18 protein-coding genes, 2 tRNA genes and 1 pseudogene are annotated in these 21,479 nt (G+C 64.8%); 15 read left to right on the forward strand and 6 right to left on the reverse strand.

All coding sequences use genetic code 11. The features are described from left to right. Positions 1-176 precede the first annotated feature (176 nt). Positions 177-1,208, reverse strand: coding sequence for a small ribosomal subunit biogenesis GTPase RsgA (gene rsgA / locus RTH46_RS06490; protein WP_153786165.1), 1,032 nt, complete (start codon positions 1,206-1,208; stop codon positions 177-179). Positions 1,209-1,316: 108 nt separating this feature from the next. On the opposite strand from rsgA, the gene orn reads away from it, so the two are divergent. Beyond that, a complete protein-coding gene (gene orn, locus RTH46_RS06495; protein ID WP_316905268.1) occupies positions 1,317-1,859 on the forward strand; it encodes an oligoribonuclease in 543 nt (180 codons plus the stop codon). Between the two features lie 92 nt (positions 1,860-1,951). Beyond that, complete coding sequence (locus tag RTH46_RS06500) at positions 1,952-2,563, forward strand: trimeric intracellular cation channel family protein (RefSeq protein ID WP_110996140.1); 612 nt, start codon at positions 1,952-1,954, stop codon at positions 2,561-2,563. Positions 2,564-2,714: 151 nt separating this feature from the next. Here RTH46_RS06500 and queG read toward each other — a convergent pair whose 3' ends face one another. Next, complete coding sequence (gene queG, locus RTH46_RS06505; RefSeq protein WP_316905269.1) at positions 2,715-3,779, reverse strand: tRNA epoxyqueuosine(34) reductase QueG; 1,065 nt, start codon at positions 3,777-3,779, stop codon at positions 2,715-2,717. Positions 3,780-3,844: 65 nt separating this feature from the next. Between queG and RTH46_RS06510 the strand changes: the two genes are divergently transcribed. The 13 genes and pseudogenes from RTH46_RS06510 to RTH46_RS26240 all read left to right on the forward strand — a co-directional run bounded on the left by RTH46_RS06510 (position 3,845) and on the right by RTH46_RS26240 (position 18,316). Continuing rightward, complete coding sequence (locus RTH46_RS06510) at positions 3,845-4,705, forward strand: NAD(P)H-hydrate dehydratase (RefSeq protein ID WP_316905270.1); 861 nt, start codon at positions 3,845-3,847, stop codon at positions 4,703-4,705. Further along, positions 4,702-5,166 carry a tRNA (adenosine(37)-N6)-threonylcarbamoyltransferase complex ATPase subunit type 1 TsaE gene (tsaE, locus tag RTH46_RS06515; protein WP_371923667.1) on the forward strand — a complete coding sequence of 155 codons (465 nt, stop codon included), beginning with the start codon at positions 4,702-4,704 and terminating at the stop codon, positions 5,164-5,166. The genes RTH46_RS06510 and tsaE overlap by 4 nt, the downstream gene beginning before the upstream one ends. Before the next feature lie 12 nt (positions 5,167-5,178). Further along, positions 5,179-6,612 carry an N-acetylmuramoyl-L-alanine amidase gene (locus tag RTH46_RS06520; RefSeq protein ID WP_153786169.1) on the forward strand — a complete coding sequence of 478 codons (1,434 nt, stop codon included), beginning with the start codon at positions 5,179-5,181 and terminating at the stop codon, positions 6,610-6,612. Continuing rightward, a complete protein-coding gene (mutL, locus tag RTH46_RS06525; RefSeq protein WP_316905271.1) occupies positions 6,609-8,510 on the forward strand; it encodes a DNA mismatch repair endonuclease MutL in 1,902 nt (633 codons plus the stop codon). Before RTH46_RS06520 ends, mutL begins: the two co-directional genes overlap by 4 nt. Position 8,511: 1 nt before the next feature. Then, entirely contained in the window at positions 8,512-9,483 is a 972-nt protein-coding gene (gene miaA / locus RTH46_RS06530; protein WP_279846554.1) for a tRNA (adenosine(37)-N6)-dimethylallyltransferase MiaA, read from the forward strand. Between the two features lie 93 nt (positions 9,484-9,576). Next, complete coding sequence (hfq, locus tag RTH46_RS06535) at positions 9,577-9,837, forward strand: RNA chaperone Hfq (RefSeq protein ID WP_110996133.1); 261 nt, start codon at positions 9,577-9,579, stop codon at positions 9,835-9,837. Positions 9,838-9,855: 18 nt separating this feature from the next. Further along, on the forward strand, positions 9,856-11,157 hold the full coding sequence (gene hflX, locus RTH46_RS06540) for a ribosome rescue GTPase HflX (RefSeq protein ID WP_153786172.1): 1,302 nt from the start codon (positions 9,856-9,858) through the stop codon (positions 11,155-11,157). 96 nt (positions 11,158-11,253) lie between these two features. After that, positions 11,254-12,438, forward strand: coding sequence for an FtsH protease activity modulator HflK (hflK, locus tag RTH46_RS06545; RefSeq protein ID WP_153786173.1), 1,185 nt, complete (start codon positions 11,254-11,256; stop codon positions 12,436-12,438). Then, on the forward strand, positions 12,438-13,307 hold the full coding sequence (hflC, locus tag RTH46_RS06550) for a protease modulator HflC (protein ID WP_110996130.1): 870 nt from the start codon (positions 12,438-12,440) through the stop codon (positions 13,305-13,307). The genes hflK and hflC overlap by 1 nt, the downstream gene beginning before the upstream one ends. A gap of 280 nt (positions 13,308-13,587) precedes the next feature. After that, a complete protein-coding gene (locus RTH46_RS06555) occupies positions 13,588-14,775 on the forward strand; it encodes an ATP phosphoribosyltransferase regulatory subunit (protein WP_153786174.1) in 1,188 nt (395 codons plus the stop codon). A gap of 56 nt (positions 14,776-14,831) precedes the next feature. Beyond that, complete coding sequence (locus RTH46_RS06560; protein WP_003249542.1) at positions 14,832-16,124, forward strand: adenylosuccinate synthase; 1,293 nt, start codon at positions 14,832-14,834, stop codon at positions 16,122-16,124. Between the two features lie 1,073 nt (positions 16,125-17,197). After that, a pseudogene (locus tag RTH46_RS26235) lies at positions 17,198-17,410 on the forward strand (methyl-accepting chemotaxis protein); the annotation flags it as partial. Positions 17,411-17,611: 201 nt separating this feature from the next. Further along, the gene (locus RTH46_RS26240; RefSeq protein ID WP_410478550.1) at positions 17,612-18,316 is read left to right on the forward strand and encodes a methyl-accepting chemotaxis protein; all 705 of its coding nucleotides are present in this window, start codon (positions 17,612-17,614) and stop codon (positions 18,314-18,316) included. A 78-nt stretch (positions 18,317-18,394) separates the two neighbouring features. On the opposite strand, the gene RTH46_RS06570 is transcribed toward RTH46_RS26240, so the two are convergent. The 4 genes from RTH46_RS06570 to RTH46_RS06585 form a co-directional block, all read right to left on the reverse strand. Next, complete coding sequence (locus RTH46_RS06570) at positions 18,395-19,960, reverse strand: ABC transporter permease (RefSeq protein ID WP_110996127.1); 1,566 nt, start codon at positions 19,958-19,960, stop codon at positions 18,395-18,397. Next, positions 19,960-20,973 (reverse strand): extracellular solute-binding protein, encoded by a 1,014-nt coding sequence (locus tag RTH46_RS06575; RefSeq protein WP_316905273.1) that lies wholly within the window; start codon positions 20,971-20,973, stop codon positions 19,960-19,962. The genes RTH46_RS06570 and RTH46_RS06575 overlap by 1 nt, the downstream gene beginning before the upstream one ends. A gap of 211 nt (positions 20,974-21,184) precedes the next feature. Next, a tRNA-Leu gene (locus RTH46_RS06580) sits at positions 21,185-21,271 on the reverse strand. A gap of 86 nt (positions 21,272-21,357) precedes the next feature. After that, positions 21,358-21,444 (reverse strand) — tRNA-Leu (locus tag RTH46_RS06585). Positions 21,445-21,479: the final 35 nt, after the last annotated feature.

The raw sequence follows: 21,479 nt of genomic DNA on the forward strand, positions 1-21,479 counted from the left end.
CAGTCACGGGCGTTTTGCTTTGTGGTAGCCAGGCGCCTTTTGGCTGATTCAGCGCGGACCTGTGGGAGCGGGTTTACCCGCGAACACCGGCAAAGCCGGTGCCATGCACCGCGTCGTCTGCTTCGCGGGTGAACCCGCTCCCACAGGGCTTGCGAGCCCAGTAATCTGCCGCAGCTTCAGTAGCTGTCTTGCGGCAGGCTGGCGATGATCGAGCGGTAGCTGTTCATCCGCTGCTGCGTCACGCTGCCCTCGTCCAGTGCCTTGAGCAACGCACAGCCCGGTTCGCGGTCGTGTTTGCAGTCGCGGAAGCGGCAATGGCCGAACAGCTCGCGGAATTCGATGAAGCCATCTTCCACGTCGTCACGGCTGACATGGCCCAGGCCGAATTCACGGATACCCGGGGAGTCGATCAGGTCGCCGCCGTTGGGGAAGTGATAGAGCCGCGCGGTGGTGGTGGTGTGGGTGCCCTGGCCAGACCATTCGGACAGGTCGCCGACGCGGGTGCCGGCGTCAGGCAGCAGGCTGTTGACCAGCGACGACTTGCCCACGCCCGACTGGCCGACGAACACACTGATATGGCCATCCAGCGTCTGCTGCAGGCGCTGCATGCCATCGCCCTGGTGGGCCGACACTTCCAGCAACGGGTAGCCGAGCCCGCGATACACCTCGAGCATGGCGTTGAGCGTCGGGGCGTTCTCGTCGTTGATCAGGTCGGCCTTGTTGAGCAGCAGCAGTGGGCGGATACCAGCATGCTCGGCAGCCACCAGGTAGCGATCGATCAGGTTGGGGTGCGGTTCCGGTGCTGGCGCGAAGACGATGACGATCAGGTCGACGTTGGCCGCCACCGGCTTGAGCTGGCCATGATTGTTCGGCCGGCACAGCTCGGTGCTGCGCGGCATCTGGGCGACGATCACGCCGATGCCCTGGTTGCCGGCGCGCCATACCACGCGATCGCCGGTGACCAGCGCCGGCAGGTTGGCCCGCAGGTGGCAGCGGAATACCTGGCCGGCGGCGTCGCCGTCCTGGGCCTCGACCTCGACCTGCACACCGAAGTGGGCGATCACCAGGCCCAACTGCTCCGGCCCCAGGTCGCCACCTTCGAGCTCTTGCAGTACATGCTGCTCGCGTTTGGCGGCGCGGGCGGCGCGTTCACCCTGGATCTTTTCGATGCGCCAGTTCTGGCGGCGGTTGAGCTGGCGTTTGGCCATGAAGGTTCCGTATCGGCGAGGCAGTGAGAAAACCGCGGCAGTTTAGCATGGCCCGCCCACGCACCGCCTGGCTGGGCTAATATGACGGCCTATTCGAGGAGCACTTTCATGCAGAACCCACAGAACCTGATCTGGATCGACCTGGAAATGACCGGCCTGGACCCGGACAGCGACGTCATCATCGAGATGGCCACCATCGTCACCGACAGCGAGCTGAACACCCTGGCCGAAGGCCCGGTGATCGCCATTCATCACAGCGATGAAGTGCTGGCCCGCATGGATGAATGGAACACCCGCACCCACGGCGGCTCGGGCCTGACCCAGCGCGTGCGCGAGAGCAAGATCAGCATGGCCGAGGCCGAGGCACAGACCATCGCCTTCCTGGAGCAGTGGGTGCCCAAGGGCAAGTCGCCGATCTGCGGCAACAGCATCTGCCAGGACCGCCGCTTCCTGTACCGGCACATGCGCGGGCTGGAAAACTACTTCCACTACCGCAACCTCGATGTCTCCACGCTCAAGGAGCTGGCCGCGCGCTGGGCGCCGGACGTGCGTGACAGCTTCAAGAAGGGCAGCACCCACCTGGCCCTGGACGACATTCGCGAGTCGATCGCCGAGCTGCGTCACTACCGCGAGCACTTCATCAAGGCCTGACCCTGCCGCGCGCCGACAATCGTCGGCGCGCCCTCTTTTGGTGCCTCGCGCGACTGGGTAGACTGCGCGCCTTTCCCGCACGGACCTGCACCATGTTGTTGATGCTCTACCTCATCGCCATCACCGCCGAAGCCATGACTGGCGCCCTGTCTGCCGGCCGACGCGGCATGGACTGGTTCGGTGTGGTGCTGATTGCCTGCGTCACCGCCCTGGGTGGCGGCTCGGTGCGTGACGTGCTGCTCGGGCACTATCCGCTGACCTGGGTAAAACACCCGGAATACCTGGTGCTGACCAGCTTTGCCGCGCTGGTGACCATCTTCATCGCACCCTTGATGCGCCATCTGCGTTCGTTGTTCCTGGTGCTCGATGCCCTGGGCCTGGTGGCGTTCACCCTGATCGGCTGCATGACTGCACTGGAGATGGGGCAGGGCTTCCTGGTTGCCTCGATCAGCGGGGTGATCACCGGGGTGTTCGGCGGCATCCTGCGGGACATCTTCTGCAACGACATCCCGTTGGTGTTCCGGCGCGAGCTGTACGCCAGCGTGTCGTTCGCGGCGGCGTGGTTCTACCTGGGCTGCGTGTACTTCAAGGTGCCGGCCGAGCAGGCGATGCTGCTGACCCTGTTTGGCGGGTTCCTGGTGCGCTTGCTGGCGATCCGTTTCCACTGGGAAATGCCCAAGTTCCACTACAACGACCAGCAGTGACGGGTTGCGGTCTCTGTAACAGCAGTGCGTGGGAGCGGGCTTGCCCCGCGATTGGATGCACCGGCTTAGCCGAGATCGCGGGGCAAGTCGCATCGGCGCACCGCCGCTCCCACGTTGTGCGGTCGCGCACGCCGAAGGGTTGGAAGATTTCCTACAGGGCGCCGTGCCGCCCCAGCGCCCATTCCACATGCTCGCGCACCAGCGCCGACGGGTCATTGCGCCGCGCTTTCAGCGCCTCTACAACCGGGATCGTGGTGGGCGCGTTGCCCAGCCCCACCGCCAGGTTGCGCGAAAACCGCTCATACCCCGCACGCCGCAACGGCGAGCCTTCGGTGCTGCCGAGAAAGCGCTTTTCATCCCACAGGAACAGCTCGGCCAACTCGACGTTGTCCAGGCCGCGCCGCGGCATGAAGTCATCCTCGGTGGTGGTCTTGGCGAAGCGATTCCATGGGCAGACCAGCTGGCAGTCGTCGCAGCCAAACACACGGTTGCCGATCAGCGGGCGCAGCTCCACGGGAATGGCGTGGCGCAGTTCGATGGTCAGGTAGGAAATGCAGCGCCGTGCATCGAGCTGGTAAGGGCCGACGAAGGCCTGGGTCGGGCAGATGTCCAGGCAGGCCTGGCAGCGGCCGCAGTGGTCGCTGCCCTGCACGCCGTCGATCGGCAACGGCAGGTCGACGAACAGCTCGGCGAGGAAGAAGTAGCTGCCGGCCTTGCGGTTTAGCAGCAAGGTGTTCTTGCCGATCCAGCCCAGGCCGGCCTCCTGCGCCAGGGCCTTCTCCAGCACCGGGGCGCTGTCGACGAAAGCGCGATAGCCGAACGGGCCGATGGCCTCCTGGATGCGGTCGGCGAAGTGCTGCACGCGCTTGCGCACCAGCTTGTGGTAGTCGCGGCCCAGCGCGTAGCGCGCGATATAGGCTTTTTCCGGCTGGGCCAGGCGCTGGGCCATCTGCGTGTCGCCCGGCAGGTAGTCCATGCGCAGCGAGATCACCCGCAGGGTGCCGGGGATCAGCTCGGCGGGGCGCGAACGCTTGGTGCCGTGCTCGCCCATGTATTCCATCTCGCCCTGGTAGCCGGCCGCGAGCCAGCGCTGCAGGTGCTGTTCGTGCTCGCCAAGGTCCACCCCGGCGATGCCGACGTGGGCAAAACCGAGTTCCTGGCCCCAATCCTTGATCGATTGGGCCAATGTGTTGATGTCTGGAAGCGTGGCGGGCATGGATGGGCAAGGCATTACGGGTGTAGGTGCGTATAATTCTGCCAGACATCGGAGCCTTTGACCCCATGCCTCAGACCAAACACCCCGGTAATACCCCACAACCGCTCAATCGGCTGACCCTGGCCGGCCTGCCACCGCGTGCTGCCGGCGCCCACAAGGGTGACTTCGGCCACGTGCTGGTGGTCGGTGGCGACCTGGGGACCGGCGGGGCGGTGATGCTCAGTGCGCAAGCCGCGCTGCGTTGTGGCGCCGGGCTGGTCAGTGTGGCCACGCGCCCGGAACATGTCGGCGCCGGCTTGGCCCGTTTGCCCGAGACCATGTGGCTGGGCGTGAGCTCGGCCAATCAGCTGATGGGGCCGCTGGAGCGCGCCTCGGTGCTGGTGGTCGGGCCAGGGCTGGGCCAGGCGGCCTGGGGGCGCAGCCTGTTGTCGGCGGTGGCCAACGCGCACCTGCCGCAAGTCTGGGATGCCGATGCGCTCAACCTGCTGGCGCGATCGCCGCTGGCGCTGCCCAGCGGCAGCGTGCTGACCCCGCACCCGGGGGAGGCGGCGCGCCTGCTGGGGATCTCCACCGAAGCGGTGCAGGCCGACCGGCCCGGTGCCGCGCGCAAGCTGGCGCGCAAATATGCCAGCGTCTGTGTGCTCAAGGGCGCCGGTACGCTGGTGGCTGACCCAGCCGGGCGGCTGGCGCTGTGCGATCACGGCCATCCGGCCATGGCCGGCGCGGGGCTGGGGGATGTGCTCACCGGGGTGCTGGCAGCGCTGCTGGCCCAAGGGCTGGACGCCTGGCAGGTAGCCTGCCTGGGGGTGTGGCTGCATGCCCGTGCCGGCGAGCGGCTGGGGGTTGAGGGAAGAGGCCTGGCGGCCAGCGATCTGGTTGCGGTCATTAGAGAATTGTTGGAGGAACATTCAGCGTGTCTGGCATAACCCTGTTTTTGGCCGATGAAGAGGCCACCGTCGACTTCGGCGCGAAGCTGGCTGAAGTGACCGGCGGTCATGGCGTGATCTTTCTCGAGGGCGACCTGGGCGCCGGCAAGACCACCCTGTCCCGCGGCCTGATCCGTGGCCTGGGCCACACCGGACCGGTCAAGAGCCCGACCTTCACCGTGGTCGAACCCTACGAGATCGGCGACATTCGCGCTTTTCACTTCGACCTGTATCGCCTGGTCGATCCGGAAGAGCTTGAATTCATGGGGATTCGCGATTACTTCGAGGGCGACGCCCTGTGCCTGTTCGAGTGGCCCGATAAAGGTGCGGGCGTTTTGCCAAAGCCCGACCTGACCATTACCATAAGCCCGCAAGCGGGCGGGCGCTCGCTGAACCTGTCGCCGCAGGGGGCACGCGGCGAAGCCTGGTGTGCCGATCTGGCCAAGAAAATCAAACAGTAAGTGGGGAAAGGTATGCGCATACGCGCACTGGTCGCTGTCGTTGGGCTGCTGCTGACAACGGTGACCGTTGACGCTCTGGCGGCTGTCACTCAAGTCAAGAGCGTGCGCCTGTGGCGTGCGCCGGACAACACGCGGCTGGTCTTCGACCTGTCCGGGCCTGTACAGCACAGCGTCTTCACCCTGACCGCGCCGGATCGCCTGGTCATCGATATCAACGGTGCCACCCTGGGTGGGCCGCTGAACGTGGCCACCTCGAACACGCCGATCAACAGCATGCGTTCGGCCCAGCGCACGCCCACCGACCTGCGCGTGGTGATCGACCTTAAAAAGGCCGTATCGCCCAAGAGCTTCACCCTGGCGCCGAATGCCCAGTATGGCAACCGCCTGGTGGTCGACCTGTACGACCAGGAAGCCGACGCCATCGCCGCCAGCAACCCGACGCCGCCCCCTGCGGTGCAGCCGCCTGCGACCACGCCGGCGGTGCCGGTGACCCCGGTGCAACCGGCGATCAAGCTGCCACCGGCACCGGCCGGCAAGCGCGACATCGTGGTTGCCATCGACGCCGGCCATGGCGGCGAAGACCCAGGCGCCTCGGGCTCGCGCGGGCAGCATGAGAAAGACATCGTGCTCGACATCGCCAAGGAGCTGCAGCGTCAGATCAACAGCGAGAAGGGTTACCGCGCCGAGCTGACCCGTACCGGCGACTACTTCATCCCGTTGCGCAAGCGCACCGAGATCGCCCGCAAGAAGGGCGCTGACCTGTTCGTCTCGATTCACGCCGACGCTGCGCCGTCCAAGGCCGCCTTCGGCGCCTCGGTATTCGCCCTGTCCGACCGCGGTGCCACCTCCGAGACCGCGCGCTGGCTGGCCGACACGGAAAACCGTTCCGACCTGATCGGCGGCGCCGGCAACGTCAGCCTCGACGACAAGGACCGCATGCTCGCCGGGGTACTGCTCGACCTGTCGATGACCGCCACCCTCAGCTCCAGCCTCAACGTCGGGCAAAAGGTGCTGGGCAACATGGGGCGCGTGACACCGTTGCACAAGCAGCGCGTCGAGCAGGCCGGGTTCATGGTACTGAAGTCGCCGGACATTCCATCGATCCTCGTTGAAACCGGGTTCATCTCCAATGCCAACGAGGCGGCCAAGCTGGCCACGCGCAGCCATCAGCAGGCGCTGGCCCGTTCGATCCATACCGGCGTGCGCCAGTTCTTCCAGCAGAACCCGCCACCGGGCACCTACATCGCCTGGCTGCGTGACAGCGGCAAGATTGCCCAGGGCCCGCGCGATCACACCGTGCGCCCCGGCGAGACCCTGGCGATGATCGCCGTGCGCTACCAGGTCAGCGTTGCCAGCCTGCGCAGCAGCAACAGCCTGAAGACCGATGAGCTGAAAGTCGGCCAGCACCTCGACATTCCGGGTACCACCCTGGCGTCGCAGCAATGAATGGCGGTTCGCGCATCCAGCTGCTCAGCCCGCGGCTGGCCAACCAGATCGCCGCGGGCGAGGTCGTCGAACGCCCGGCCTCGGTGGCCAAGGAGTTGCTGGAGAACAGCCTCGACTCCGGCGCCCGGCGCATCGAGGTCGAGGTCGAGCAGGGCGGCGTGAAGCTGCTGCGGGTACGCGACAACGGCAGCGGCATTGCCCCGGACGACCTGCCGCTGGCCCTGGCGCGCCACGCCACCAGCAAGATCCGTGAACTGGAAGACCTCGAAGGCGTGCTCAGCCTGGGCTTTCGCGGTGAGGCCCTGGCCTCGATCAGCTCGGTGGCCCGCCTGACCCTGACTTCACGCACCGCCGACGCCGGCGAAGCCTGGCAGGTGGAGACCGAAGGCCGCGACATGCTCCCGCGCGTGCAGCCTGCCGCGCACCCGGTCGGTACCTCGGTGGAGGTGCGTGACCTGTTCTTCAATACCCCGGCCCGGCGCAAGTTCCTCAAGGCCGAGAAAACCGAATTCGATCACCTGCAGGAAGTCATCCGGCGCCTGGCGCTGGCGCGCTTCGACGTGGGCTTCCACCTGCGCCATAACGGCAAGACCATCTTCAGCCTGCACGAGGCTGGCGACGAAATGGCCCGGGCGCGGCGTGTGGGTACTATCTGCGGCCCGGGCTTCCTCGAGCAGGCCTTGCCGATCGACGTCGAGCGCAACGGCCTGCGCTTGTGGGGCTGGGTGGGCCTGCCGACGTTCTCGCGCAGCCAGGCAGACCTGCAGTACTTCTTCGTCAATGGCCGCGCGGTGCGCGACAAGCTGGTCGCCCACGCGGTGCGCCAGGCTTATCGCGACGTGCTGTTCAACGGCCGGCACCCGACCTTTGTGCTGTTCCTTGAACTCGACCCGACCGGTGTCGACGTCAACGTGCACCCGACCAAGCACGAAGTGCGCTTCCGCGAAGGGCGGATGGTCCACGATTTCCTCTATGGCACCCTGCACCGGGCCTTGGCTGATGTGCGGCCTGAGGACCAGCTCGCGGCCCCTGCGGCAACCGCCGAACTGATTCGCCCGAGCGGCCAGCAGGCCGGGGAATTTGGCCCCCAGGGCGAAATGCGCCTGGCTTCGCCGGTGCTGGAGCAGCCCCAGGGCGAGGCGCGTCAGCCGTTCTCCTCGGGCGGCGCGGGTGCGGGCTATCAGTATCAATACACCCCGCGCCCGTCCCAGCCGCTCGCTGTTGGTGAGGCCCAGGCGGTCTACCGCGAATTCTATGCGCCGCTGGACAACGCCACGGCTGCGCCGGGCGCGTTGCCGGACAGCCAGGGTGATATCCCGCCGCTGGGCTATGCCCTGGCCCAGCTCAAAGGCATCTACATCCTGGCCGAGAACGCCATCGGCCTGGTGTTGGTGGACATGCATGCCGCCCACGAGCGGATCATGTACGAGCGCCTCAAGGTGGCCATGGCCAGCGAAGGTCTGAGCGGCCAGCCGCTGCTGGTGCCCGAATCGCTGGCGCTGAGCCAGCGCGAGGCCGACTGCGCCGAAGAGCACGCCCAGTGGTTCCAGCGCCTGGGCTTCGAGCTGCAGCGCCTGGGCCCGGAAACCCTGGCGATCCGGCAGATCCCGGCGCTGCTCAAGCAGGCCGAGGCCAACCGCCTGGTGCAGGACGTACTCGCCGACCTGATGGAGTACGGCAGCAGCGACCGCATCCAGGCGCACCTGAACGAGTTGCTCGGGACCATGGCCTGCCACGGTGCGGTGCGCGCCAACCGGCGCCTGGCGATCCCGGAAATGAACGCCCTGTTGCGCGACATGGAAAACACCGAGCGCAGCGGCCAGTGCAACCATGGCCGGCCGACCTGGACCCAGATGGGCCTGGACGACCTGGACAAGCTGTTCCTGCGGGGGCGATGAGATGAGCATGAAACCCCCGGCGATATTCCTCATGGGCCCGACGGCGGCCGGCAAGACCGACCTGGCCATCGAGCTGACCAAGGTGCTGCCGTGCGAGCTGATCAGTGTCGATTCGGCGCTGGTCTATCGCGGCATGGATATTGGTACCGCCAAACCTTCCAAAGAGGTGCTGGCCGCCCATCCCCACCGGCTGATCGATATCCTCGACCCGGCCGAGAGCTATTCGGCAAAGCAGTTCTGCACCGATGCGCTCGAGGCCATGGCCGAGATCACCGCGCGCGGCAAGATCCCGCTGCTGGTCGGCGGTACCATGCTTTATTACAAGGCCTTGGTCGACGGCCTGGCCGACATGCCGCCGGCCGATGCAAGTGTTCGCGCCGAGCTTGAGGCTCAGGCCAGTGAGCTGGGCCTGGCGGAGTTGCATCGGCAACTGGCCGAGGTGGACCCCGAGTCGGCGGCGCGTATCCATCCGAATGACCCGCAGCGTCTGATTCGTGCGCTTGAGGTGTATCGGGTGAGCGGCGAAAGCATGACCGCCCACCGTCAGCGACAATTCGCCGAAAGTCGCGGCGCAGACGCAGGCGTGAGCGGGCATTTGCCCTATACTGTCGCCAGCCTGGCCATAGCGCCTACAGATCGTCACATTTTGCATGAGCGAATTGCGTTACGATTTTCGCAGATGCTGGAACAGGGCTTCGTCGACGAGGTCCGATCGCTGCGAGCCAGAAGTGACTTGCACGCCGGGCTGCCGTCTATACGGGCAGTGGGGTATCGGCAGGTCTGGGATTACCTGGACGGCCAGCTAACTGAGAATGAGATGCGTGAACGCGGTATCATTGCCACGCGTCAGTTGGCCAAGCGCCAATTCACCTGGTTGCGCGGTTGGTCCGACGTGCACTGGCTGGATAGCCTGGCCTGCGACAATCTGTCCCGCACCTTGAAATACCTTGGGGCCGTCTCCATATTGAGCTGAGTCCCTGCTTATTGCCGTCTATTCTTGCGAGAGGCGGCAGCAATTACTGAATTTTCTAGTTTTTTACTATTGATCCTTACAGGAGTGCGGCATATGTCAAAAGGGCATTCGCTACAAGACCCTTACTTGAACACCTTGAGAAAAGAAAAGGTCCCGGTTTCGATCTATCTGGTCAACGGGATCAAGTTGCAGGGCCAGATTGAATCGTTCGACCAGTTCGTCGTGCTGCTGAAGAACACCGTCAGCCAGATGGTCTACAAGCACGCGATCTCGACCGTCGTACCTGCCCGTCCAGTTCGTCTGCCTAGCCCGACCGATGGCGAGCACGGCGACAGCGAGCAAGGCAACGCTTGAAAACAGTAGGAGCCTGCATTGTTCTTTGAGCGCCACGGTGGTGGTGAGCGAGCGCTGCTCGTTCACTTGGAAGGTCAGAACCCTGAGGCGCGCGAAGATCCGCAGGAGTTTCAGGAGCTGGCGCTGTCGGCCGGAGCCGAGATCGTTACACTGGCGACAGTGTCACGGCATCAGCCCACCGCCAAGTTTCTGATCGGTAGCGGCAAGGTCGAGGAGTTGCGCGACCTGGTCAAAACCGAAGAAGTTGACCTGGTGATTTTCAATCACACCCTCACGCCCAGCCAGGAACGTAACCTCGAACGTGTTTTCGAGTGTCGCGTGCTGGACCGTACCGGGCTGATTCTCGATATCTTCGCCCAACGGGCGCGTACTCACGAAGGCAAGCTGCAGGTCGAACTGGCCCAGCTCGAGCACATGAGCACGCGGCTGGTACGCGGCTGGACCCACCTCGAGCGGCAAAAGGGCGGTATCGGCCTGCGCGGCCCGGGTGAAACCCAGCTGGAAACCGACCGCCGTCTGTTGCGGGTGCGCCTGCGCCAGATCAAGGGCCGCCTCGAGAAGGTACGCAGCCAGCGCGAGCAGGCCCGTCGCGGGCGCAAGCGTGCCGACATCCCGTCCGTGTCGCTGGTGGGTTACACCAACGCCGGCAAGTCGACCCTGTTCAACGCCCTCACGCAGTCCGAGGTCTATGCCGCGGACCAGCTGTTCGCCACCCTCGACCCTACGCTGCGCCGCCTCGAGCTGGCCGACCTCGGGCCGATCGTGCTGGCCGACACCGTGGGTTTCATCCGCCACTTGCCGCACAAGCTGGTCGAGGCATTTCGGGCTACGCTCGAAGAGTCGAGCAACTCCGACCTGCTGTTGCATGTGATCGATGCCCATGAGCCCGAGCGCATGGAGCAGATCGAGCAGGTGTTGGCGGTGCTGGGCGAGATTGGCGCTGAAGGCTTGCCGATCCTCGAGGTGTATAACAAACTCGACCTGCTCGAAGATGTCGAGCCGCAGATCCAGCGCGATGCCGACGGCAAGCCGCAGCGGGTCTGGGTATCGGCACGTGACGGACGAGGCCTGGAGCTGGTTGGCCAGGCAGTTGCCGAATTGCTGGGGGAAGATCTTTATGTCGGAACCCTGTGCCTGGAGCAGCGTTTTGCCCGCTTGCGCGCGCAATTCTTCGCGCTGGGTGCCGTGCAGAGTGAAGAGCATGATGAAGAAGGGCGCAGCCTGCTGAGCGTGCGACTGCCCAGGGTCGAGTTGAATCGCCTGGTCAGCCGCGAAGGCATGGAGCCGCAAGTGTTTGTCGAGCAACACACTTTGCAATAAATGCTCGTCGAGGTCGCCGGGCAGCAGTGACAGGCATTCTGTAGCATTGGACGGCGCGCCGTGGGCGCGTCTTTGCTTTATCAGATGGAGAGCGCTATGGCTTGGAACGAGCCGGGTGGCAACTCGAACAATCAGGATCCCTGGGGCGGTCGTCGCGGTGGCGGTGGCGGCGGTGGCGACAAGAAAGGCCCACCGGATCTGGACGAGGCCTTCCGCAAGCTGCAGGACAGCCTGAACGGCATGTTCGGCAGTGGCAAGAAGCGCGGTGGCAACAGCGACCGCAATATCGGCAAAGGTGGCGGCCTGGGCCTGCTGGGCGTAGGCCTGGCGGTGCTGGCGGCGATCTGGCTGTACAACGCCGTGTACGTGGTGGACGAGCAGGAGCAGGCAGTCGTGCTGCGCTTCGGCAAGTACTACGAAACCGTCGGTCCTGGCCTGAATATCTATTTCCCGCCGATCGACCGCAAGTACATGGAAAACGTGACCCGCGAGCGGGCGTACACCAAGCAGGGCCAGATGCTCACCGAAGACGAGAACATCGTCGAAGTGCCGCTGACCGTGCAGTACCGCATCAGCAACCTGCAGGACTTCGTGCTCAACGTCGACCAGCCGGAAGTCAGCCTGCAGCATGCGACCGACAGCGCCCTGCGCCACGTGGTGGGTTCCACCTCGATGGACCAGGTGCTGACCGAAGGCCGTGAGCAGATGGCCGTGGACATTCGCGAACGTCTGCAGCGTTTCCTCGACACCTACCGTACCGGTATCACCGTGACCCAGGTCAACGTGCAGAGCGCGGCAGCCCCGCGTGAAGTGCAGGAAGCCTTCGACGACGTGATCCGTGCCCGTGAAGACGAGCAGCGTGCCCGCAACCAGGCCGAATCCTACGCCAACGGCGTGGTGCCGGAAGCCCGTGGTCAGGCGCAGCGCATCATCGAGGACGCCAATGGCTACCGCGATGAAGTCATCGCCCGCGCCAAGGGTGAGGCCGATCGCTTCACCAAGCTGGTCGCCGAGTACCGCAAGGCACCAGAGGTTACCCGCCAGCGTCTGTACCTCGAGACCATGCAGGAGGTTTACAGCAACTCCAGCAAAGTCCTGGTGGCAACCAAGGACGGGCAGAACAACCTGCTCTACCTGCCGCTGGACAAGATGGTCGAAAGCGGTCGCAGCAACACTGCAGTCCCAGCCAGCAGCGTAACGCCGTCGGTCAATGACGCCGCCGCACGTGCCGCCCAGGACCTGCAACAACAACCGCCGCTGCGTTCCAGGGAGAGCCGCTGATGAGCAATAAATCGCTGTTCGCCCTGATTGGCGCCGTGGTGCTGGCGATCGTCGCCTGGAACTGCTTCTACATCGTTTCGCAAACCGAGCGCGCGGTATTGCTGCAGTTCGGTCGCGTGGTCAAGGCCGATGTCCAGCCTGGCCTGCATGTGAAGGTGCCGTACGTGAACCAGGTGCGCAAGTTCGACGCCCGCCTGATGACCCTCGATGCCCCGACCCAGCGTTTCCTGACGCTGGAGAAGAAAGCAGTGATGGTCGACGCCTACGCCAAGTGGCGCGTCAAGGACGCCGAGCGCTTCTACACCGCTACCTCGGGTATGAAGCAGATCGCCGACGAGCGCCTGTCGCGTCGTCTGGAAAGCGGCCTGCGTGACCAGTTCGGTAAGCGCACCCTGCACGAAGTGGTGTCGGGTGAGCGTGACGCACTGATGGCTGACATCACCGCCTCGCTGAACCGCATGGCCAGCAAGGAATTGGGTATCGAAGTGGTCGACGTTCGCGTCAAGGCCATCGACCTGCCCAAGGAAGTCAACCGCAGCGTGTTCGACCGCATGAGCACCGAGCGTGAGCGTGAAGCCCGCGAGCACCGCGCCAAGGGTAACGAGCTGGCCGAAGGCATCCGTGCCGACGCCGACCGTCAGCGCCGCGTGCTGCTGGCCGAAGCTTATCGTGAAGCGGAAGAGACCCGCGGTGATGGCGACGCCCAGTCGGCTGCCATCTACGCCAAGGCCTACACCCAGGACGCCGATTTCTACGCGTTCTACCGTAGCCTGCAGGCGTACCGCGAGAGCTTCTCCAGCAAGAGCGACGTGTTGGTCCTGGACCCGAAGAACGAGTTCTTCCGCTTCCTGGACAAGAGCAAGCCCTGAGGTTGCTCTCAAGATGGGCGCACCCCGCCCGGCAGCTAAAATGCCTGGCGGGGTGCATCCTGAATGAAAAGGGGTGTATGATGCGGCAGCCGGGAAATTCCCGGCTTTTTTGCGTCTGTAAGGTTGGTTGGCCGATGGCAGGCCCCGGCGCAAGGTATTCAAGGGTGTTGGTAACGGTGGCTGCGCTGGGTTCGGTCCTGCCCGCTGCTGTCCGCCAGGGCCCGTTTCACTCAAGGCTTGCCCGCAGGGTGGCCGCCCGGACCAAAGGGGAAATGGCGTAATGGCAACGGTAGACCGCTGGCTTTTGCCAGATGGCATCGAGGAAGTACTGCCACCTGAGGCTGCGCGCATCGAGATCGCGCGTCGGCAGGTGTTGGACCTGTTCCAGAGCTGGGGTTACGAGCTGGTGGTCACCCCCCATATCGAATACCTGGAGTCGCTGCTGACCGGTGCCGGTGCGGACCTGGACGAGCGCACCTTCAAGGTTGTCGATCCGCAGTCCGGGCGCCTGATGGGCTTCCGTGCCGACTTTACCCCGCAGGTAGCGCGTATCGACGCCCACACCCTGCGTCGCGAAGGCCCGAGCCGCCTGTGCTATGCCGGTAGCGTGCTGCACGCCCAGCCACGCGCGCTGTCCACCTCGCGCAGCCCGATCCAGTTGGGTGCCGAGCTGTACGGCGACGCCAGCCCCACCAGCGATGTCGAAGTCATCAGCCTGATGCTCGCCACGCTGCAACTGACCGACGTGGCGGATGTGCACATGGACCTCGGCCATGTCGGCATCTACCGTGGCCTGGCCCGCGCCGCCAACCTGTCGGGCGATGTCGAGCAGCAGCTGTTCGACGCCCTGCAGCGTAAGGCGGTCGACGAAGTTCAGGCGCTGACCGCCAACCTGCCGCAGGACCTTGGCAACATGCTGCGCGCCCTGTGCGAGCTGTGCGGTGGTCGCGAAGTGCTGGCCGAAGCCCGCGTGCGCCTGGGCCGTGCCCCGGCCAGCGTGCTGGCAGCGCTGGACGACCTGCTGGCGATCGCTGATCGCCTGGCTTCGCGCTACCCGGAGCTGCCGCTGTACTTCGACCTCGGCGAGCTGCGCGGTTACCACTATCACACTGGCGTGGTGTTCGCCGTGTTCGTGCCTGGCGAGGGCCAATCGATCGCCCAGGGCGGGCGTTACGACGACATCGGCGCCGACTTCGGCCGGGCACGCCCGGCCACCGGTTTCTCCACGGATTTGAAGACCCTGGTCACACTGGGGCGAGCGGAGGTCGTACTCCCGGCTGGCGGCATCTGGATGCCCGACAGCGGTGATGCGGCCCTCTGGCAGCAAGTCTGCCAGTTGCGCAACGAGGGCCAGCGTGTGGTCCAGGCTCTGCCTGGCCAGCCGCTGAGTGCTGCCCTTGAGGCGGATTGTGATCGGCAATTGATTCAGCAAGACGGGCGCTGGCAGGTTCTGCCGCTGACCCATTGAGATTCTTCGCCGGCGATGGGCCGGCAACCAAGTTTGCGTGAATGAGGACAAGTGTTATGGGTAAGAATGTCGTCGTCCTGGGCACCCAGTGGGGTGATGAGGGCAAAGGCAAGATCGTCGATCTGCTGACCGAACATGCTGCCGCCGTCGTGCGCTACCAAGGTGGCCACAACGCGGGTCACACCCTGGTGATCAACGGTGAGAAGACCGTTCTGCACCTGATTCCGTCGGGCATCCTGCGTGAAGGCGTACAGTGCCTGATCGGCAACGGCGTGGTCGTTGCCCCGGATGCGCTGATGCGCGAAATCACCAAGCTGGAAGAGAAGGGCGTACCGGTGCGCGAGCGTCTGCGCATCAGCCCGGCTGCCCCGCTGATCCTGTCGTACCACGTGGCCCTCGACCAGGCCCGTGAAAAAGCCCGTGGTGAAGCCAAGATCGGCACCACCGGCCGCGGCATCGGCCCAGCCTACGAAGACAAGGTCGCACGCCGCGGCCTGCGTGTAGGCGACCTGTTCCACCGCGAGCGTTTCGCCGCCAAGCTCGGTGAGCTGCTGGACTACCACAACTTCCAGCTGGTGAATTACTACAAAGAGCCGGCCATCGACTTCCAGCAGACCCTGGACGAGTGCATGGCCTACGCCGAGCAGCTCAAGCCGATGATGCTCGACGTTACCGCCGAGCTGCACAACCTGCGCCGCGCTGGCAAGGACATCATGTTCGAAGGCGCCCAAGGCTCGCTGCTGGACATCGACCACGGTACCTACCCGTACGTCACCAGCTCCAACACCACCGCTGGCGGCATCTCCACCGGTTCCGGCGTTGGCCCGATGTACCTGGACTACATCCTCGGCATCACCAAGGCCTACACCACCCGTGTCGGTTCCGGTCCGTTCCCGACCGAACTGTTCGACGAAACCGGCGCCACCCTGGCCAAGCGTGGCCACGAGTTCGGTTCCACCACCGGCCGTGCCCGTCGTTGCGGCTGGTTCGATGCGGTCATCCTGCGTCGCGCCATCGACGTCAACAGCATCTCGGGCATCTGCCTGACCAAGCTGGACGTACTGGACGGCCTGGAAACCATCAACATCTGCGTGGGCTACAAGAACGAGAACGGTGCTGTCATCGACGCGCCTTCCGATGCCGACAGCTACATCGGCCTGGAGCCGGTGTACGAAGAGATGCCAGGCTGGAGCGAGTCGACCCTGGGCGTCAAAACCCTGGAAGAGCTGCCACAGGCCGCGCGCGATTACATCAAGCGCATCGAGGAGCTGGTCGGCGCGCCGATCGACATCATCTCGACTGGCCCGGACCGCAACGAGACCATCGTGCTGCGTCATCCGTTTGCCTGATTAGCCTTTCCGGCTGATCGAACGCCGCGTTCCCGCAAGGGTTCGCGGCGTTTTCATTTACGCTGGTTTCGTGGGAGCGGGCTTGCCCCGCGATGCAGCCTTCGAGGGGCAAGCTCGTATAGGCGCACCGCCGCTCCCGCGCATATTCACCGCATCTATTTGGCGTTTATACCTCCTGCCTTCGGCACAACCCTTGCTGTAAGAAGTTTCCGTAGATGCCATCAAAGTAATGGCGCCAGAAACACGAGGGTTACAACGTGTCTGCCATCCTTTCACTGTTACGAAGCCGCCTGTTGCGGCCTGTGTTTGTTGCGCTTGGTATCGCTCTTCTGGTGCAGGTGCTGGTCGCCGTTGCACTGACACGGAGCACGGTCACGGCCCTGGAGGCCGATTTGGGCGCGCGCCTGGGGCATGACAGCCAGAAACTGGCCGCAGAACTGGAGCAGGCCGGCCAGGATGTGCGCGCCGGGCTCGACAGCCTATCTGCCAGTACCCGCCAGCGCCTGAGCGCCGGCCTTTCCGAGCGGCTGCAGAGCGAGCAGCAACAACTGCGCGCGACCCTGGAAAAGAACCTCAAGGACTCGGCCAACGACATGGCCGAACTCTTGGCATCGGTTGCGCCGCGCGCCATCTGGGATAACGACGTGCCGATGTTGTCGGACTTCGCCCGCCGCGCCCAGCGCAACCCCAACGTACTGTTCGTGATCTATGACGATGCCCAGGGCCAGCACCTGACCCGCTACCTCAACCGGCAGAACCCGATCAACCAGGCACTGATGGACAAGGGCCAGGGCGAGCGGGCTCTGGACAAGGTGCTGGATGCGGCGCGCAAGGACCCGTCGGTGTACTTCGTCGAAGCGTCCATCAGCCCCAATGGCGCCGAGATCGGCAAGGTGCTGATGGGCGTTTCCACGGCGGGCGTCGATCAGGAGCTCAAGGCGCTCGACCAGCGTTTTGCCGCGTTGATCGGCAGCGGTGAGCAGTTGGTCGGCGACAGCCTGGTGGCCGCCGCCGCCGACAGTGGCAAGGCCCTGCGCGCCCGCCTGGAAACCGCCCAGAACAGCGCCACGGCGATGCAGGCCAATACCGCGCAGACCGTGCGTGACGCCGCAGGCGAGTTGCGCTGGCGTATCGGCCTGGGTCTGGTGCTGGTCGGGCTGGGGGTATTGCTGGTGGTCGCCGTGGTGCTCGGGCGCCGGGTGCTCAGCAAGCTGCGCCTGCTGATTGCCGCGCTCAACGACCTGGCTGCGGGTGAGGGCGACCTCACCAAGCGTGTGACCCTCGACAGCCGCGACGAGATCGGCGACATGGCTTCGGCGGTCAATCGCTTCGTCGACAAGCTGCAACCCATCGTGCGTGAGGCCGGTGAGGTGGCCCAGCGCACTGGGGTGGAGATCGGCAGCATGGCCCAGCGCAACGCCGGGGCCGACGCCGCGGCGGCGCTGCAGCGCGATGAAGTGGCCGCCAGCCTGCGCGACCTGTCGAGCATGGCCGACGAGGCCCAGGCCGAAAGCCATGCCATGCAGGCCGCCTTGCAGCAGGTGGTGGATATCCGCCAGGCCACCGATGAGAACAGCCGTGCGTCTACGCAGCTGGCGCGGCTGATCGAGAACCTGGCCGGCGAAGTAGAGACCGGCTCCCAGGTGATCGAGCGGCTGGCCAAGCAAAGCGAGCAGATCGAAGTGGTGCTGACGGTCATCCATGGTATTGCCGAGCAGACCAACCTGCTGGCGCTCAATGCCGCCATCGAGGCGGCGCGGGCGGGCGAGACTGGGCGTGGCTTTGCCGTGGTGGCTGACGAGGTGCGGGCGTTGGCGAGCAAGACGCAGAGCTCGACCGGCGATATCCAGTCGCACATCACCGCCTTGCAGGAGGGTGCCAAGGAGGCGGTTGCCACCATCAGCCAGGCCGGGCGCCAGGCCAGCGAAGGTTTGCTGGTGCTGCGCGACAATGAGCGGCGTCAGCAGTCGGTACAGGCGGCGGTGGAGCAGGTGCATGCTGCGATCGGCCTGGCTACCCGTGCGGCGGAGCAGCAGGCCAATGGTGCGCAGGCAGTGCGTGGGCGGGTGGAGAACATCCATGCCCAGGCCGAACGCTCGGCCGAGGTGGTGATGCAGACCACGGCCAGCAGCAAGGTGCTGGATGACCTGGCCGCGCAGTTGCGCGCAAGTCTGGGCCAGTTCAGGGCCTGAAAAGCATCGCGGGGCAAGCCCGCTCCCACGCGACCGACAAACGGCGGCGTGGGAGCGGGCTTGCCCCGCGATAGGGCCTTATGCCTTGTTCAGATACATCCGCGTAGTCAGCAGATACACCGGCAACCCCGACACCACGATCAACAGCGCCGCATAAGGCGCCGCCGCCGCAAACTCGACGTTGGCGGTATGGGCCCACACCTCGGTTGCCAGCGTGGTCATCCCGGTCGGGCTGAGCAGCAAGGTTGCGGTCAGCTCCTTCATGGCATCCAGGAACACCAGCGCAAACGCCGCCGCCATGGCCGGGAAGATGATCGGCAGGGTCACCCGGCAGAACGCCGCGAAGCTGCTTGCACCCAGCGTGCGCGCGGCCTCTTCCAGCGTCGGCGAAGCCTTGTTCAGCGCCGTGCGCACCGGCGACTGGGCTAGTGGCAGGAACAGCAGGGCATAGGCCAGGATCAGCAGGGCAGTGGTCTGGTACAGCGCCGGCACGTAGTGCAGGGCGAAGAACACCAGGGTCAGTGCGATCACCAGGCCCGGCAGGGCGTGCAGCAGGTACGGCAGGCGTTCGGCCCAGATCGCCAGGCGACCCTTGTAGCGCACCACCAGGAAGCTGATCGGCAATGCCAGCAACACGCAGAAACCTGCGCCGCCCAGCGACACCGACAGCGAGGTGGCCAGTGCCTTGCCGATGGCCGCCACCGGGAAGGCCGCCGACGAGCCGACACTCAGCCAGTAGCCGAGCATGGCCAGTGGAATGCCGCTGCCCAGCACCGCAAGCGCCAGGCACAGCAGTTGCCCCAGTGGCATCCAGCCACGCAGGTTGACCGGTTGGGCGCGGCGTGCCACGCCCTGGCCGATCCGCACATGGCGGGCCTTGCCGCGCACCCGCAGCTCCAGCCAGAGCATCACCAGGCACAGCGCCAGCAGCACTGCCGAAAGCATGGCGGCATTGGCGTTGCTGAATTCCAGTTCGAACTGCTGGTAGATCGCCGTGGTGAAGGTCTGCAGACCAAGAATCGACAGGGCGCCGAACTCCACCAGCATGTGCAGGGCGATCAGCAGGGCGCCGCCCAGCATCGACGGCCAGAGCAGTGGCAGGGTGATCTTGCGGAACACGCCCCAGCGGCTGCAGCCCAGGGTGCGCGCCGATTCTTCCAGCGCGGTGTCGAGGTTGCGCAGGGTAGCGGCCACCGGCAGGAACACCAGCGGGTATTTGGACAGCGCCATCACCAGGATCGCCCCGCCCAGCCCTTCGAAGTCCGAACTCAGCGACACCCAGGTGAAGCTGCTGACGAACGACGGCACGGCAAACGGCAGGCACAGCACCACGCCCCACAGGCGCCGGCCGGGCAGGTCGCTGCGCTCCAGCAGCCAGGCCAGGGCCACGCCCACCACCAGGCACAGCGCGGTGACGCCGGCCATCAGCAGCAGGGTGTTGCGCAGCAGGCCCCAGACGAACGGGCGCCAGAGCAGGCGCAGGGCCTCGTGCGCGCCGGCTTCCCAGGCCTTGAGCCCGACATATAGCAGCGGCAGCAGGCTCATCGCCACCAGGAACAGCACCGGCAGCAGCACCCAGACAGACGGGCGCTTGCGCTTGGGGACGAAGCGGGAGAGGGCGGGCGAGGGCAGGGCGGCGGTCATCAGAGCAGACCAACCTCACGTTCGAGCTCGATGGCTTCCTCGGCATTGCCCAGGTCGGCCGGCGAGATCTTCGGCGGGCGCAGTTCCCCGAATGGCTTCAGGCCACGGTCCGAGACCATGCCCTTGTGCAGCGGGTATTCGGCGGTGGTCTGGGTGATCACACGCTGGCCTTCTTCGCTGGCCATCCAGTTGAGCAGGGCCTGGGCTTCTTTCGGGTGCTTGCTGGCTTTCACCGCGGCAGCGCCGGAGATGGTCACCAGGTTGCCGGCATCGCCATCGGCCAGGTAGTACAGCTTGGAGTCGAGCTTGCCGCGTTCGCGCTCCAGGGCGTACCAGTAGTAGTTGTTCACCAGCACGGCGGCGACTTCGCCTTTTTCCACGGCCTTCAGGGCAACCATGTTGTTGGTGTAGGTCTTGCCGAACGCTTTCAAGCCGGTCAGCCATTCCTCGGTGGCCTCGCGCCCGTGCATCTTGAGGATGGCCACGGCCTGCTCCTGGAATGCGCCGCTGGTGGGCACGTAACCGACCCGGCCTTCCCATTCAGGGTCGGCGAAGTCCATCACGGTGGTGGGCAGGTCTTTCTCGTCGATCTTCTTCGGGTTGTACACCACCACGCGGGTGCGGGCAGTGACGCCCATCCAGGTGCCATTGGCGCCCACGTATTCCTTGGGCAGCATGTTCAGGGTGGCGTCGTCGATCTTCGCCAGCAGGCCCAGTTCGCCCAGGTTGTTCAGCGGTGGCGACTCTTCGGTATAGATGATGTCAGCGGGCGAGCGGTCGCCTTCCTCGATGATCTGGCTGGCCAGCTGGTTGCTGCTGCCTTTGCGGATATTGATGTGGATGCCGGTCTTGGCCTCGTAGGCCTTGGCAATGGCTTCGCCGATTTCCTTGTGCTGACCGTTGTACATGGTCAGGCTGGCCGGGGCGTCTGCCAGGGCGGCCGGAGCGCCGATCACCAGGCTCAGCACTGCAGCGGCCAGGGTGCGCATCAGCGGTTGCGGGCGGATCGTCATGCGGGTACTTCCTCGCTTACGGCTACATATTTGGAAACAATGGTAAACGAAATCGTTTCTCAAATGGGCGCATGACGGGAAATTCATGGGTGTTCGTCGTGATTCCTGCTGTGTCTTTCAGATCGAGCGCCAGAGAACCTTCGGCGGGAGAGGGGGCAACCAAAAATCGCAGGCAAGAAAAAACCCACTAGCAAGCTAGTGGGTTTTTATATGGTGCCCAGGAGAAGACTCGAACTTCCACGACCGTTAAGTCACTGATACCTGAAACCAGCGCGTCTACCAATTCCGCCACCTGGGCAAAGCTTTGAATCAACTGGTGAGGCGACTATCGTTCGCTTTCACACAGTAGTAATAGATCCTTGGTCATCTATTACTTGAAAATCTTGGTGCCCAGGAGAAGACTCGAACTTCCACGACCGTTAAGTCACTGATACCTGAAACCAGCGCGTCTACCAATTCCGCCACCTGGGCACACATTCGAGATTACAAGATGCTTTACAGCGCCG

Origin of the sequence: Pseudomonas sp. zfem004, assembly GCF_032621715.1 — a bacterium.
GTDB classification, from domain to species: Bacteria; Pseudomonadota; Gammaproteobacteria; order Pseudomonadales; family Pseudomonadaceae; genus Aquipseudomonas; species Aquipseudomonas sichuanensis.